The following is a 13597-nucleotide window of genomic DNA, read 5'->3' as shown; positions in this document are numbered from 1 at the left end:
GGGGAGCGAGCAAGAGAAGGTGCACCGGTTCACACTGATCGGTACGCCGTCCCCGGGCCCGTGCGGATTCGCTCCGGGCCCGGGTTCGATCGCGGCCGAGGTCAGTGCCGGGCGGCGCCGTTCTCGCTGACCGGCTGCCCGAAGGCCAGGAACGGAACGGGCGTCGGCGCGTCCGTGCCGATGTGCCGGGGGAAGATCGGCTCGGCGTCGTCGGAGCTCAGCTCTCGGGCTGCCGGACGGTCGGACGTCACCGACTCGTCCGCCATCGCCGGTGCGCCATCGTGCTCGCCATTCGTCTGGTCGGCCGGGACGCGGTCGTCGGGGCCGCTCTCCACCGCTGCCCGGTCGACCGGCGCGGAGTCGAGCGGGGTCCGGTCGTGGGTGGCGCGATCGGCGTCCGCCTCGTCCACGCTGGGTCGCTCCACGGTGGGCCGGTCGAGGGTGAGCCGCTCGACGCCCACCCGCTCTGGGGCGGGCCGGTCGGCGTTGGAACGGGAACCCACCATCGGGTACTCAGCGGTCTCCGTACCGCCGGCTGCCGCGGCCATGACCGCGGCGGCGGCGAGGTCGGCCACCCGCTTCGCTTCCCGCTGCACCCGGGCGCGGACATCCTTGGCGTGCCGCTCGGCGGAGTCCCCGGCCCGGCGGGCCTCGTCCAGCCGGGCGTTCTCGGCGGTCAGGTCGCGGCGGACCTCGGTGAGCCGCTGCTGCAGCCGGGTCAGCTCGTTCTCCAGCGTCTCGCCCTCCTGGCGGACCTCGGCGAGCTGCTGGGTGGCGGTCTCCAACTCGGCGTGCAGCTCGGCGGCCTCCTGCCGGCGCTCCTCCAGCTCCTTCTGCAGGGCGGTGAGCTGCTGCTGGTGGCTGGCGGCCTGCTCGTCGGCCCGGTTGCGCAGCTCGGTGACGTGCTGCTGCGCCTCGGCCAGCAGCGCGGCGATCTGCTGCTCGGTCGCGTTGCGCTGCTCGGCCAGCTCCTGCTCGGCGGCGGCCTGCTGCTCGGCGATGTCCTGTTCGGCGGCGGTGCGCCGTTCGTTGACCTCTCGCTCCACGTTGGCCTGCCACTGGGCCATCTCCTGCTGGTTCTTGGAGCGGGCCGACTGGAGTTCCTGCTGGATCTGGGTACGGGCCGACTTCATCAGCGCGTCGGCGGCGACCCGGGTCTGGTTGAGCTGCTGTGCGCTCTGCTCGGTGATCCGCTTGGCCTCGTGCTGGGCGCGCTCGTGCGCGGCCTCACCGTCGGCGCGCAACTGCTCGGCGTGCTCGCGGATCGCGGTCAGCTCGGCCTCGGCCAGGGTGCGCCGCTCCTCGTGTGCCTGCTCCTGCTCGGCCCGTCGGGCCGCCAACTCCTCCGAGAGGTCCTGGCGTGCCTGGGCGGCCCGCTCACGGGTGTCGGCGATGATCCGCTCGGACTCGCTGCGCAGCTCGTTCGCCCGGTCGGTGGCCGACTCGGTGATCATGCTGGCCTGCTTCTCGGCGAGCGCCATGATCTCACCGACCATCGGGCCCAGATCGTGGAACGAGGCGCGGTCTACCTGCACGGGTTGCTCCTGAAGCTCGGCCAGTTCGGCTCGCAGCCGCTGCACCTCCGCGGTCAGCTCACGGACGCGGACGGCGGAACGCCCATGTTCCCCGCTCAGCATCGCGATCTGACCGTCGAGTTGTTCCAGGTGCCGGTCCACCTGGCGTTTGTCGTAGCCGCGCAGGGCGAGCTCGAAGCTCGGCCGGGAGGCCGCATCGTCGCGTGCTGCGTGCGGCTCAGCGCCGATGGACATGCACCATCCTCCGTACGATAGGGGCGTCCGGGTCGGCGGTCGCCTGCCCCACGGGACGTCAGTGTGGCGCTACGCTACCGCCGACCCGATCGCATGCGAAGTCCTGCCCCACCACCTCTCACGTTGTCGTCCCGTGTCCCCCCACTCCCGCGCCGATCATGGAGTCGTGGTGCCGGAAAGCGGGGGATCCACCACCTTTGTCATCCCGCACAACTCCATGATCGACTCTTGTCGTTCGCTAGCGGCGACGGGCTACCAGGACGGCGTCGTGGATTGTGGTCTCCTGGCCGTTCACATCGGTGGCTTGGCGAGGGCGGGCCTGGGCTGCCAGCACCTCCCAGTGGGCCGGGTCCAGATCGGCAGCCACGTCCTGCGCGGTGTACATCATGTCCGGCATGTGCATCCGTCGCGCCGACGTCCACAGATCCGACGGGTCGTGCCCGACGATCAGCAGGACGCCGCCCGGTGCCACCGCCGCGGCCAGCCGGGCGAACAACTCCCGCCGCTGCACCGGGGGCAGGTGCATGAACTGCGCCGACACCAGGTCGTACGCCTCGTCGGTGGGCGGCTTGTCGCGCAGGTCGGCGTGCAGGAACTCGATCCGGTCGGCGACGCCCGCGCTCTCGGCGTGCGCGGCGGCCCGGTCCAGCGCGGTGGTGGAGATGTCCACCGCCGTCACCCGCCAGCCGCGCTCGGCGAGCCACACCGCGTCGGCGCCCTCGCCGCTGCCCACGTCCAGCGCGCGCCCTGGGGTCAGGTCCGCGACCTCGGCGACCAGCTGCGGGTTCGGCCGACCACTCCACACCGAGGGTCGGGCCTGGTAACGCTCCTCCCAGGCCGGCTCCTCGAACGTCGTGGCCACCAACTGCCGGTACGCGGCCACCGCGTCGCGGGTGTCCGCGGCGATGAGATCCGCGTTGATCGCCGCCGCGGCGTTCAAACCGGCCCCGGCGGACGTGATCACCTGAGCGCGCAGGTCGGCCAGGTTGCCCGCCACCCAGACACCCTCGACGGTGGTCGCGCCGGTGGCGTCGGCCGGGATCTGCGCACCGATGACGTGCTCACCCATCGTCACCTCCTCCGGGGCCAGACCCAGCCCCACCAGCAGACCGGCGCGGGGGGTCAGCCGCGTCGCCACCACGATCGCGTCGAGCGCCACCACCCGGCCGTCGGCGAGCCGTACGCCGGTCAGCGTGTCGTCGGTCACCTCCACCTCCGCGACCGGGCCCGGCACCACCGCGATGCCCCGGGCGGCGAGCCGCTCGGCGGTCTCCGCGTCCGGCGCTGGGGCGTCGTGCAGCAGGAGTAGGACGTCGGGGCTCCACTGTCGCCACATCTCGGCCTGGTGCACGGCCAGCGGCCCGGTCGCCAGGACGCCGATCCGCCGGTCCCGAACCTCCCAGCCATGGCAGTACGGGCAGTGCAGCACGTCGCGACCCCACCGCTGGGCCAGGCCGGGAACGTCGGGCAGCTCGTCGGTCAGCCCGGTGGTCACCAGCAGCCGCCGAGCCCGCACCGACTCGCCGCCGTCGAGGCTCAGCCGGAACCCGTCGTCGTCCCGGGTGGCGGCCTCCACCCGCCCGGTGTGGAACTGCCCGCCGTACTCGGACACCTCGGCCCGCCCGACCGCGAGCAGCTCGCCCGGGGGCGTCCCCTCCCGGCCCAGGTAGTTGTGCACCTGGTCGGCCGGCGCGTTGCGCGGCTCACCGGAGTCGATCACCAGCACCGACCGGCGGGCCCGGCTCAGCGCCAGGGCTCCGCTGAGCCCTGCGGCACCGCCACCCACCACCACCACGTCATATGTCTCGTTCACCGGTATCTCCCTCTTGCGCTGTCGGCTGCTCCCACCATCCGTCGCTACCGACAAGGTGGCAACTATCCTTGCCGTTATGGCAAACGAGGACAGCGCCGCGCTGGCGGCCGTCGGCCCCCGGCTGCGTGCCCTGCGTCACCAACGCGGGACCACGCTGACCCAGCTCGCCGACCTGACCGGCATCTCGGTGAGCACCCTGTCCCGGCTGGAATCCGGCACCCGCCGGCCCACCCTGGAGCTGCTGCTCCCGCTGGCGAGGGCCTACCAGGTCGCGCTGGACGAACTGGTCGACGCCCCCGCCACCGGCGACCCCCGGGTACGCCCCAAACCGATAGTCATCCACGGCGTGACGTACCTGCCGCTGACCCGCCGACCGGGCGGTGTGCAGGCGTTCAAGCAGATCTTCCCGCCGGATCCGTCCGCCGGGGGCCGGATCCCGCAGGCCCACGAGGGGTACGAGTGGCTCTACGTGCTCTCCGGCCGAATACGTCTGCTGCTCGGCGACAGTGATCTCACGCTGACCCCGGGCGAGGTGGCCGAGTTCGACACCCGCATCCCGCACCTCTTCTTCAACCCCGGCCCGGGCACCGCCGAGGCCCTCAGTCTCTTCGGGCCGCAGGGGGAGCGGCTGCACGTCCGGGCCCGCCCCGCCGCCGCGCCCGACGAGAAGCGGTGATTCACCCGGAATCTTCGACCGAGGGGGTGCCAGTCACCGCTCAGCCCCCACCTGCGCAGGATCGCGGGCTTGTCGAGCTTTCCGGCCGGGGTGTGCAGAAGCTCGTCGACCACCCGTACGTATCGTCGCTCACGTGGTGTAGTCAGCGTTGATCCGGATGTATCCGTCGGTGAGGTCGCACCCGTACACGGTGAAGGCACCGGCGCCGATCCCCAGGTCGACCTCGATCACCACGTCGTCGCCTTCGAGGTGGCGCCGCAGCCGAACCAGGGTCTCCTCAGTGGCCTGTGTCGGATAGACCTCGATACCGCCGAAGCCGATCCGTACCCGTTGCTGGTGGATGTCTTCGTCGTCCTCGCACTTGCCGACCGCCATGGCTACCCGGCCCCAGTTCGGGTCCGCGCCGTGCACGGCTGTCTTCACCAGCGGCGAGTTGACGATGGCCTTGCCCACCCGCTTGGCCTGCTCGCCGTCCCGGGCACCGCTGACCCGGACCTCGATGAGCTTGCTGGCACCCTCGCCGTCGCGGGCGACCATCCGCACCAGGTCCAGTGCGACGGTGTACAACGCCTGCTCGAACTCGTCCAGAGCGACCGGCCCGGCGAGGCCGTTGGCGAAGACGGCCGCGGTGTCGCTGGTGGAGGTGTCGGTGTCAATGCTGACCGCGTTGAAGGTGCGAGCAATAACCGACCGGAACACTCGGTCCAGGTCGACCGGCTCGATGCGGGCGTCTGTACAGAAGAACGTCAACAGGGTCGCCATGTTCGGTTCGATCATGCCGACGCCCTTTGCGACACCGACGATGCTCGCCGCTCCGCAGCTGACCCGCACTACCTTGGGCGTGGTATCGGTGGTCATGATCGCCCGGGCGACCCGGTCGAAATCGGCAGGCGGAAAGGGCCACCGAAGCTCGGCCAGGCACTGTCGCACCTTCGGCATCGGATACTGCTTCCCGATCACCCCGGTGGACGCGATGAGCAGTTCGTCGTCGTCCAGCCCGGCGGCGCGAGCCACGGTGGACCGCACCTCGCGGGCGTTCTCCAGCCCCTCCTTGCCGGTGGCCACGTTCGCGTTGCGGGAGAGCACCACGACGCCGCGGGCGGACGATGTCGACGCCGCCGAACGGCTGAGCACGACGCTGGGGCCGGCGAACCGAGAGCGGGTGAACACCGCGGCGCTGACCGCAGGAACCTCGGAGACCAGGGCGGTAAAGTCGTCCTCGTCCTCCTTGAGCCCGGCGTTCGTGACCACTGCGCGGAACCCCTGCGGAACGATCATGTACTGCTCCATCCTTCTCATCTCGGCCCGGTCCTGGCCCCCGAATTCCGTGGCCGACGACGTCAAGGCTCACACCAGCTCGGACACCCCTGACCGGCCGGTCAACGAAGCCGGTCACCGGGGGAGCGACCCTCCGGACGCCGGCACGGCGCAAGCCGAAGCTCATCGACGGGCAGCCGCAGCGGCCCGCCCTTCGTGACCCAAGGTATCAATGAGGTAGCTATCCGACGGATGCCCGCCCGGAGCATCCCAGGGACGGTCCGCCGCTTCTTCAACCCCGGCCCCGGCACCGCGGAGGCCCTCAGTCTCTTCGGGCCGCAGGGGGAGCGGCTGCACGTCCGGGCCCGCCCCGCCGCAGTGCCGGACCAGGGGTGATCAAATAGGCCCGTCCGCGTCCGGTCCGCGCGGTCGACGTCGATGCGAGGATGGCCCGATGACCGATGCGGCACCCCAGCGCTGGAGCGACCGGATCGAGCACCGTGACATCATCGTCAACGAGGTGCCGGGCTTCCGCCCACTGACGTTGGATCTGGTCGTGCCGGTGGAGGCACCCCAACCCGTCCCGGTTCTGGTGTGGATCCACGGCGGTGCGTGGCTGTTCGGCTCGCCCAAGCAACCGGCGGACTGGCTCATGGAGGCGGATCCGTTCACCGCCGCCATCCGTGCCGGATTCGCGGTCGCCTCCGCGCAGTACCGGCTCTGCGCCGAGGCGCGCTTCCCCGCTCAACTCGACGACGTCAAGGCGGCGGTCCGCTGGCTGCGCCGACACGGCGACAAGGTAGGCGTGGACCGCGAGCGGATCGGGGTGTGGGGCGAGTCGGCCGGTGGACACCTGGCCTCGATGGTCGCGCTGACGGGCAACGACCAGGACGACAGTGGCGTCCGGGCGGCGGTCTGCTGGTACGCGCCATCGAACCTGTTGACCATGCAGTCGCAGGCACACCCGTCCGGAACGATCGACCACGACGCGGCGGACTCGCCCGAGTCACTTCTGATCGGCGCCCCGTTGGCCGAGAACCCGGAGCTGGGCCGGGTGGCGAGTCCGATCACCTACGTCACCGACCAGGCCCCGCCCATGCTGCTGATCCACGGCGACCAGGACGTGGTCGTACCGGTGGGGCAGAGCGAGGAGCTTGCCGCAGCATTGACCGCAGCGGGTGCCGAGGTCGAGCTGTTGGTGGTGCCGGGCGCCGATCACTGCTTCGCCGGAGTGCCGCTGGTGCCGCTGATCCGCGACAGCCTGGCGTTCTTCAGCCGGGTCCTGACCGCTTAATGGCCTGAGCCGGTATCGCCGCTGGGTTGCGGTTGCCGCGCCTCTCGCGGGGGCGCAACGACTCCGAGATGGCCGGGAGTACGTTGGCGCGGTCTGCTGGACTGGCCCAGCGAAGGTGTGCTGTGCGACGTCGAGAACAACGGCTTCTGGTACGAAGGCTGGGGCTCATGCCCAAGCGGCACCGCATCGGCATTGGCGACAGCGATGCGCATACTGGCGCAGGTCCCGAAAATAGTGCCGGTCTACGGGCACCGGTATCTCCCTGGTGAGCCGAGGGCCTTCGGCCACCCGGAGCTTGTCCGTAGGACACGACCAGTACGTTCTCTTACCCGACTAGCGAATCCAGCACCAACGCATACCCGCCATGCGCCGCCGGCAGCAGGCCGGTGAGCTCGCCGTCGATGTGGACTCCGCGTGTGTCCAGGTGCTGCTCTTCGCGGCGACACTGGCGCCGACGGTGCTGCCCCAGGTTGCCCGTCGATGACCGGTCTCGCCGCCTACCCACCGGAGTTCCTCCACGCCTACGCCGAGCAGCTACGTCGCGTCATCGCCCGACTCGCCGAACCGGTCTGACGCCCACTCGTAGAGCCCATCTCGATGCCAGGGCCCTCCCGGGCGGCGAAACGAGCCGCTGTCGGTGTGGATCCCGGGAGCTGAGACTCAAATTCCACCAGAAACCTTCGGGTCAGGGCTTCTTGCTGAAATCTCGTAGTCTCGGTATGCCCCAAGTGACATCTGCCGACTCGAAGGATGCCCGGATGAGTAGCCCACGCGAAACTTTCCTGCGACTGGTGAACGGTGTCTGCGACGGTCCGTACGAAGACTTGGCCGACCTGTACGCCGAACAAACCCATGTCACTCATCCGTTTCACCCGCTCAGCCCGCCGCCGCTGCGTAGCCGCAGCGAACTGCACGAGCACTTCACCGCGCCGCCTCCGGCCGCCCGGACGCTGAACCGTAAGCCGGTCGACGTGACGATTCATGAAACCGCGGACCCGGAGGTGATTGTCGCCGAGTTTGCCTATGAGGGGCAGGTCCTCGAGACAGGCGAGGCATTCACGGTGCCATGCGTCTTCGTGATGCGTATCCGCAACGGGCTCATCATCGAGTCCCGGGACTACATTGACCACGTCGCCAGCGCGCGGGCTTGGGGTCAACTCGACGGCCTTTTGACTGCACTCCGTCCGCAGGAAAGCACCACCATCGAGGGCGCAGCCCGACTCTGATGCCAGGGGAAGTCACCACCGGTCACCACGAGACCAGCAAGTACCCGGCCGTCGCCGCGCCGGTGCAGCGTCCACGTGCCGCCGTGATGATCGCTCACGATGACGACCCTAGCGACTGCAGAGAATCCCCTGCCGACCCGTGCCCGGCTTCGACTTCGTCCCTGGTCGCACTTCGGCCATGATCAGATGCACTCTTCTACCGCGTACCGCTCTGCATCGAGCGTGATGCCAAGGGGGTGCTGCGGCGCACGCCCGGCGGTCGGGCGGGGTTCTCGGGCCGGGAGGATGCGACGGGGCCGTGGAGTGCCCTAATGTGTCTGGCTCATCCGCCGCGTCGTACGAAGCCGGCCACCGAGGCCGGTAGTTCATCCTGCGGCCTGTCCTCGCAGCCGGGACGGACGAAGTCGAACAGGAGCACAACGCGGTCACTGGTGCCGTAGTTCCACGCCTCATGCGTGACGGTGTCGTCGAAGACGGAGGTTTCACCCTCACACCACTGTCGAGTCTCGTCGCCTACTCGCAGCGCGCAGTCCTGCGGCACGACGAGTCCGAGATGGGCGCGGTAAACGGTGGTAACCCATCCCTGATGTGGCTTGATGTGGGTGCCAGGAGCCATCCGAGAAAACCCAGCGGTCGTCAGGTGAGGGACCTTCGTCAACGCGGAGGCAGTGTTCGGGCATGCCTTGAGCGCCTCTTCGATCCGCTCTCCGAAGGCGACAAGTCCATAGACACTCCAGCCCTGGCCGTACATCTCGCGTTGGACCCACGGCTGGTAGGTCTCTAGCGGGAGAGCAAGACATTCGTCTCGAATGGCATCCCACCGTGCCCGAAGGTCGGCCAGGAAGGGGAACTGCTGCTGGTCCACGAACATGGCAAAAATGATGCACCAACGTTGGGTGGCGTGGGCTACGACACCGCTCCGCGAAGCCAAGTCAGGTAGGGTCCTTGGCCGTATCTCCACCTGCAGGCGCACCCTCATTCCGCCGCCGGGGTGTCGAGATCATAACCGACTGTGGCGCCGAAGCCGTGCTCGACCCTGGACGGCGAACCTGGCGCCATGTCGGGTCGCCGAACTCGACTTGTCCGCAAGGGATCCGGTGGCCGGCGGGTTCGTCCAGGCCGAAGGGGTCGCACCACGGCCGCGCCGGATCCGGCCGGTGTGATTACAGGGAGCATGCAGCCGATTCACCGCAGACACTCACTCTTCTGCCGTGCGGAGGGGAGTCAGTTCTTGTAGATACGTCGATGCCACCATGGCAACGGTTCACCGTTCCAGCTTGCTCTGGGGCTGGAGTCGGGAAGAGTACGGAGTCGAAATTCTCTGTCGAGGCGGCTCAGTAGTCGGCGCATCTCAGCGCGTGTCGTTGACGGCAGGGGGCGGGTCACGGCTTCCAACGCGTCTCGCACGAGCGCCAGGTCTTCGTATTTGCAGCCGGGACAGGAGGGACAGGGCGAGGCTTCAAGACGAAGCTTCCGTCCGGGTTGGCGTAGGAATTTTCGATACTCCCGAAGGAGATGAGCAGTCAGTCCGGGCCGAATGTGTTCATTGAACGGGTCGGGGTCGTAGCACTCCCCGCGATGTAGGTACCTATCGAAGGAACCACCGTGTTCGACTGCTCGGACGACGGCGGTTGCAGCAGGAGACAGCCGGTCGATAGGGCCACCGGCTTCGCAGGTCCACTGGCGGACGGTACGACCGGCGGCTTGTTGTGTAGCGCGGATCGCGCCCGGCCGCTTACGCGGCATGACCCTTTCGGTCGATTATCATGGTCCGATTCTTGCAGTGCGGCGCCGGCCGCGCAAAGTGTGTCAGCCTCAGCTGGCAGTGACGTAGCGATGGTCGTCGCACGCTTCTGCCGCCGTCAACGCAGGTCGACCGTCACAGATGGCTGCCGACCATGATGCGCGTGATCGGCCTCTGCCCTCGGGCTCGGGGGTGGCGACCCATCGAGCAGGGCACCCAATTGAGCGGCGGATTCGTCGGTCAGACGATAGACGCCCTGGAGGCTGACGGAGCGTTCGAGACGGCCGTTGACGACGTACTTCAAGGTGCGCTGTTCTCCGCGTCGGTTGCGCCAGGTTAGCGCGCTGAGCAGGTCGCCAGGGACTGCGACGTCGAAGCGGATCGGTGTCGCTTCGACGTGCACCGGGCTCGCCCCACATCCGTTGGCGCCGAGCATCGCCCAGGCGTAGTGACCCGGATAGGACGGGTCACGCCATGTTGTTGGAGCGGCGCCGCAACAATCTCGCCGCTGCTTGTCGACGACGCGCAGGCGGCTTACCAGGTAGACCACGCATCGGTTGACATGCAGCGCGAAGACATCGTCGCCGACACCGACGCTGGTCCAACTGGGAAGAGATTGGTGCACCCCGCTGAACGCCACCGAGGGCCGCTCGCCGACTCGGTGCCGGCGTAGCTCCCGGCAGACGTCATGGGTCCACAAGGCGGTGAACGCGGTCGACATGCCCGTGATCATAGGAGCGACGACTGACAGTCTCGATCCAACACGGCCACCCCTGCCTGCAACTCCACGTTCTCCCAGGCCAGAGTTGGTGCGGCGTCCTGTTTCACACCAGAGTAATCAACGCCATTGGACGGACTTCAACGGTTCTCGACATGCCTGAGACTGGATCGGCCGGGGTTGCCACAGACACGACTGCGCGGACTGCCTCGGCGAAGCCGGTCGGATCGGCGTCGTCCACTGGCGGCTCGGGGAGACCGATGGTCTGCATGTCGTCCCACCAAGTCCGGCCCGTGCGTCGGCGCCACCAATACAGGACGGTCCGATCATCCGGCCAAGCCGCCAGGGCGCCACCGCGTGGCTCGACGCGGTTTCCTTGAAGGTCGATCGTCCGCCAGTGCGGTTCTCGGTCGTAGTCGGCCGGGTCGGCTCGGTTCTCGACGAGGCTGTCCTCGTCACAGGCGCCGTACCTGCCGAAGTTGCGTTGCGCGTCAATCAATGAGGATTTGTTCGCACCGTCTGCCCGGTAGGGCCAACGTAGCTGGTAAACATCGTCCTGCCAGCGGCACACCTGGCAGATTTCGTGTGAGCCCGGCGGATCCCCCAACGTGCGGTAGCCGCAACAGACACACGGGTGCGGGAGGTCCATGCGATCAGTGTGCCCGACACCCGTGCCGCACCAATGGCAGCCGCAGACCGTCGGTGCGCGGGGTGACCACAGCGATGCTGCGGTCGTCGACCGGGCCGGTCTTGCGGCCCTGACCGGCGGCGAACACCCAGGCCCGGGCGGACAGCCTCGCGGGAACGTCCACAACGGTCTCGCCAGCGGATCGCTGACTGTGGGCTGCCGGGTCAGCGAGAGGTGAGGTTGGTCAGTCGGCCCAGTTCGGTGGCGGCAAGCGGACAGCAGGCTCAGCCTCGTCACCCCAGAATTCCATGTCGAGCCGGTAGCCGGTGTCGTGCAGCGCCGCGTGTGTAGGTGACGGCGGCCCCGTCCAGCATGGCCTCGGTCAGGATCGCTGTGTTCGCCATGGTCCGTTTGCCTACCGGCTACGAACTTCGCGATTTCCGGATACGACAGCAGGCCGAGAGGCGGAGCGAAGATGCCGTGGCCCGCATTCGTTACTCGATCTCCGCGTCAAACGCCTTGCGGGCGTGTTCGATCTGCGGCATGTAGGTATCGGCCCACTCCAGGAGGGCGTCGACCGGGGCACGCAGGGTTTTTCCCAACCGGGTGATTCGGTACTCCACCGCGACTGGGCGGGTCGCCACGACATGGCGTTCGACGATCCCGTTGCGCTCGAGTCGTCGCAGCGTCGCCGTGAGCGACTTCTGCGTCACCGCCGGGACCGCCCGGCGCAGCTCGTTGAACCGGCACGGCTGGTCACACAGTTCGTTGAGAACGCTGAGCGACCACTTGTCCAACACCTGGTCGAGCAACTCGCGGTGCGGCGCGTCGATCTGCAGTTCCTTGGCACGGGCGGTGGTGGTATCGCGCATGACACCAGGTCTCCTTGAAGTGTCCTCCGTCAACTAGGTATCAATGATATACCGAGTTGGTTCCAGTAGAGGAGAGACGATGCCCGTCACCCGCTTCAGCCCTGACGGCCTCCAGCCGCACACGCCCTACGATCATGTGGCGGTGGCAACCGGGTCACGTCACATCCACGTCAGCGGTCAGATCGCACGCCTGGGCGACGGCACACCGGTTGCGCCGGGCGACCTGACTGGGCAGGTCGCGCAGGCGCTCCGCAACACCGGCCGGGCCCTCGCCGGAGCCGACGCATCATTTGAGGACGTGGTCCGGTTGACCTTCTACGTGACCGACTGGACACCCGAGAAGATCGGGCCGTTCATGGCCGGGATCGAATCGGTCGTCGAGGAGCTCGTTCTGCCCTGGCCCCTTCCGCCGGCGTCGCTGATCGGGGTGGACTACCTCTTCGAGCCCGACGTGCTCGTCGAACTGGAGGCGACCGCAATCGCGCAGTAAGTGCTTCCTGCCCGATCGCGAGATTGAGACAGCGATCCGCGCGGCCACGCGTCGGTGTCGCCACCTCACGCCCTGCATCACCTTGTGTCATCGTGCCCAGCATCAGGCCGGCTCCGGGCTGATGCTGGGCAGGTCAACTTGCCGACCCCGTTGAAGCAGGGCTCTCTGGTCTCTTCAGGCAATTTGGGGGATGTCGGTGGTGCTGGCGAGGGTGTGACCGGTCTCGATGTTGTTGGTGAGCGCCTCGATGCGGGCCCTGGCCAGGGCGTAGGAGTCGGATCCGAGGATCTGGTGCAGGGGAGCGGTGCCGGTTTCGGCGATGGTGATGATCGCGGTGGCGGCTTTCGCGGGGTCGCCGAGCTGGGTGCCGGGCATGGCGAGGTGGTTGGCGGTCATCTCGCGGATGCCGTCGTAGCCGTCGGTGATCTGCGCGGGCAGGCGCAGGCTGTGGGTTCGTAGGAAGTCGGTGCGCAGGTAGCCGGGCTCGACCAGGTTGACGCGGATACCGAGGTCGGCGACTTCGCCGGCCAGGGATCCGGTGAGGCCTTCCAGGGCGTACTTGGCGGCGCAGTACGCACCCCAGCCGGGGAAGGCGGTGAGCCCGAGGATCGAGGAGATGTTGATGATGTGACCGCTTCGGCGGGCGCGCATGGCGGGCAGGGCGGCACGTAGCACGTTCCATGCCCCGAAGATCTGCACGTCGAACAGGTCCCGGGCCTCGATGTCGCTGACTTCTTCGACGGCGGCGAGCAGGCCGTAGCCGGCGTTGTTGACCACGACGTCGATGGGACCGAATCGGTCGACGGCCGCTTTGACGGCGGTGGCGACGGCCTTCTCATCGACGAGGTTGACCTGCAGGGCCAACAGGCGTGACGTGTCGACGGGACCGACAGCTGCGATCAGCCGTTCGGGCGATCGGGTGGTCGCGACGACGTTGTTACCGCGTTGCAGCAGCTGGTTGACCAGCTCGAGACCGAGCCCGCGGGAGGCGCCGGTGACGAACCAGGTAGCGGGTCCGGTGGTGGGATACGGCACGGGGAGTCTCCTTGACGGCTTACCAGTCGGTTGTGTCCCCCGGGCCGGGGAACGCCATTTCATGCTGCGGCCCGA

At 68.3% G+C, this 13597-nt stretch carries 14 protein-coding genes; 5 read left to right on the top strand and 9 right to left on the bottom strand.

What is annotated here, in order from left to right; genetic code table 11:
- Positions 1 to 101 precede the first annotated feature (101 nt).
- Positions 102 to 1769 (bottom strand): hypothetical protein, encoded by a 1668-nt coding sequence (locus IF46_RS0128470; RefSeq protein ID WP_030491472.1) that lies wholly within the window; start codon positions 1767 to 1769, stop codon positions 102 to 104.
- A gap of 238 nt (positions 1770 to 2007) precedes the next feature.
- Entirely contained in the window at positions 2008 to 3588 is a 1581-nt protein-coding gene (locus IF46_RS0128465) for an FAD-dependent oxidoreductase (RefSeq protein WP_420063600.1), read from the bottom strand.
- Positions 3589 to 3658: 70 nt separating this feature from the next.
- On the opposite strand from IF46_RS0128465, the gene IF46_RS0128460 reads away from it, so the two are divergent.
- The gene (locus IF46_RS0128460; RefSeq protein WP_030491470.1) at positions 3659 to 4258 is read left to right on the top strand and encodes a helix-turn-helix domain-containing protein; all 600 of its coding nucleotides are present in this window, start codon (positions 3659 to 3661) and stop codon (positions 4256 to 4258) included.
- 129 nt (positions 4259 to 4387) lie between these two features.
- Here IF46_RS0128460 and argJ read toward each other — a convergent pair whose 3' ends face one another.
- Positions 4388 to 5536, bottom strand: a complete 1149-nt coding sequence (argJ, locus tag IF46_RS0128455; protein ID WP_232234199.1) for a bifunctional glutamate N-acetyltransferase/amino-acid acetyltransferase ArgJ — start codon at positions 5534 to 5536, stop codon at positions 4388 to 4390.
- Positions 5537 to 5767: 231 nt separating this feature from the next.
- Here argJ and IF46_RS34595 point away from each other — a divergent pair, with 231 nt between their 5' ends.
- From IF46_RS34595 to IF46_RS0128430, 3 genes are all read left to right on the top strand, one after another.
- Positions 5768 to 5911 carry a hypothetical protein gene (locus tag IF46_RS34595; RefSeq protein ID WP_232234198.1) on the top strand — a complete coding sequence of 48 codons (144 nt, stop codon included), beginning with the start codon at positions 5768 to 5770 and terminating at the stop codon, positions 5909 to 5911.
- A gap of 58 nt (positions 5912 to 5969) precedes the next feature.
- Entirely contained in the window at positions 5970 to 6809 is an 840-nt protein-coding gene (locus IF46_RS0128445; protein ID WP_036393550.1) for an alpha/beta hydrolase, read from the top strand.
- Positions 6810 to 7567: 758 nt separating this feature from the next.
- The gene (locus IF46_RS0128430; protein ID WP_030491467.1) at positions 7568 to 8035 is read left to right on the top strand and encodes a nuclear transport factor 2 family protein; all 468 of its coding nucleotides are present in this window, start codon (positions 7568 to 7570) and stop codon (positions 8033 to 8035) included.
- A 322-nt stretch (positions 8036 to 8357) separates the two neighbouring features.
- Here the strand turns inward: IF46_RS0128430 and IF46_RS0128425 are convergent, their stop codons facing one another.
- From IF46_RS0128425 to IF46_RS0128410, 5 genes are all read right to left on the bottom strand, one after another.
- Positions 8358 to 8906, bottom strand: coding sequence for an aspartyl/asparaginyl beta-hydroxylase domain-containing protein (locus tag IF46_RS0128425; protein ID WP_030491466.1), 549 nt, complete (start codon positions 8904 to 8906; stop codon positions 8358 to 8360).
- A 991-nt stretch (positions 8907 to 9897) separates the two neighbouring features.
- Positions 9898 to 10500 carry a hypothetical protein gene (locus tag IF46_RS34080; protein ID WP_084598096.1) on the bottom strand — a complete coding sequence of 201 codons (603 nt, stop codon included), beginning with the start codon at positions 10498 to 10500 and terminating at the stop codon, positions 9898 to 9900.
- 103 nt (positions 10501 to 10603) lie between these two features.
- A complete protein-coding gene (locus tag IF46_RS34075; protein ID WP_084598090.1) occupies positions 10604 to 11146 on the bottom strand; it encodes a CPCC family cysteine-rich protein in 543 nt (180 codons plus the stop codon).
- Between the two features lie 4 nt (positions 11147 to 11150).
- Positions 11151 to 11309 (bottom strand): hypothetical protein, encoded by a 159-nt coding sequence (locus tag IF46_RS34590; RefSeq protein WP_157563599.1) that lies wholly within the window; start codon positions 11307 to 11309, stop codon positions 11151 to 11153.
- Positions 11310 to 11619: 310 nt separating this feature from the next.
- A complete protein-coding gene (locus IF46_RS0128410) occupies positions 11620 to 11997 on the bottom strand; it encodes a winged helix-turn-helix transcriptional regulator (RefSeq protein WP_030491464.1) in 378 nt (125 codons plus the stop codon).
- A 79-nt stretch (positions 11998 to 12076) separates the two neighbouring features.
- Here IF46_RS0128410 and IF46_RS0128405 point away from each other — a divergent pair, with 79 nt between their 5' ends.
- Positions 12077 to 12487: a RidA family protein gene (locus IF46_RS0128405; RefSeq protein ID WP_030491463.1), complete on the top strand. Its 411-nt coding sequence runs from the start codon at positions 12077 to 12079 to the stop codon at positions 12485 to 12487.
- A 174-nt stretch (positions 12488 to 12661) separates the two neighbouring features.
- Here the strand turns inward: IF46_RS0128405 and IF46_RS0128400 are convergent, their stop codons facing one another.
- A complete protein-coding gene (locus IF46_RS0128400) occupies positions 12662 to 13522 on the bottom strand; it encodes an SDR family NAD(P)-dependent oxidoreductase (protein WP_030491462.1) in 861 nt (286 codons plus the stop codon).
- Positions 13523 to 13597: the final 75 nt, after the last annotated feature.

The organism is Micromonospora chokoriensis, from assembly GCF_000718555.1.
Classification (GTDB): Bacteria; Actinomycetota; Actinomycetes; order Mycobacteriales; family Micromonosporaceae; genus Micromonospora; species Micromonospora chokoriensis_B.
This window is presented reverse-complemented; position numbering and strand designations above follow the sequence as displayed.

Excerpts from the sequence above, each read along its gene's own strand:
- IF46_RS0128470 (WP_030491472.1), bottom strand. The coding sequence starts at position 1,769 with ATGTCCATCGGCGCTGAGCCGCACGCAGCACGCGACGATGCGGCCTCC.
- IF46_RS0128460 (WP_030491470.1), top strand. The coding sequence starts at position 3,659 with ATGGCAAACGAGGACAGCGCCGCGCTGGCGGCCGTCGGCCCCCGGCTG.
- argJ (WP_232234199.1), bottom strand. The coding sequence starts at position 5,536 with ATGATCGTTCCGCAGGGGTTCCGCGCAGTGGTCACGAACGCCGGGCTC.
- IF46_RS34595 (WP_232234198.1), top strand. The coding sequence starts at position 5,768 with ATGCCCGCCCGGAGCATCCCAGGGACGGTCCGCCGCTTCTTCAACCCC.
- IF46_RS0128445 (WP_036393550.1), top strand. The coding sequence starts at position 5,970 with ATGACCGATGCGGCACCCCAGCGCTGGAGCGACCGGATCGAGCACCGT.
- IF46_RS0128430 (WP_030491467.1), top strand. The coding sequence starts at position 7,568 with ATGAGTAGCCCACGCGAAACTTTCCTGCGACTGGTGAACGGTGTCTGC.
- IF46_RS0128425 (WP_030491466.1), bottom strand. The coding sequence starts at position 8,906 with ATGTTCGTGGACCAGCAGCAGTTCCCCTTCCTGGCCGACCTTCGGGCA.
- IF46_RS34080 (WP_084598096.1), bottom strand. The coding sequence starts at position 10,500 with ATGTCGACCGCGTTCACCGCCTTGTGGACCCATGACGTCTGCCGGGAG.
- IF46_RS34075 (WP_084598090.1), bottom strand. The coding sequence starts at position 11,146 with ATGGACCTCCCGCACCCGTGTGTCTGTTGCGGCTACCGCACGTTGGGG.
- IF46_RS0128410 (WP_030491464.1), bottom strand. The coding sequence starts at position 11,997 with ATGCGCGATACCACCACCGCCCGTGCCAAGGAACTGCAGATCGACGCG.
- IF46_RS0128405 (WP_030491463.1), top strand. The coding sequence starts at position 12,077 with ATGCCCGTCACCCGCTTCAGCCCTGACGGCCTCCAGCCGCACACGCCC.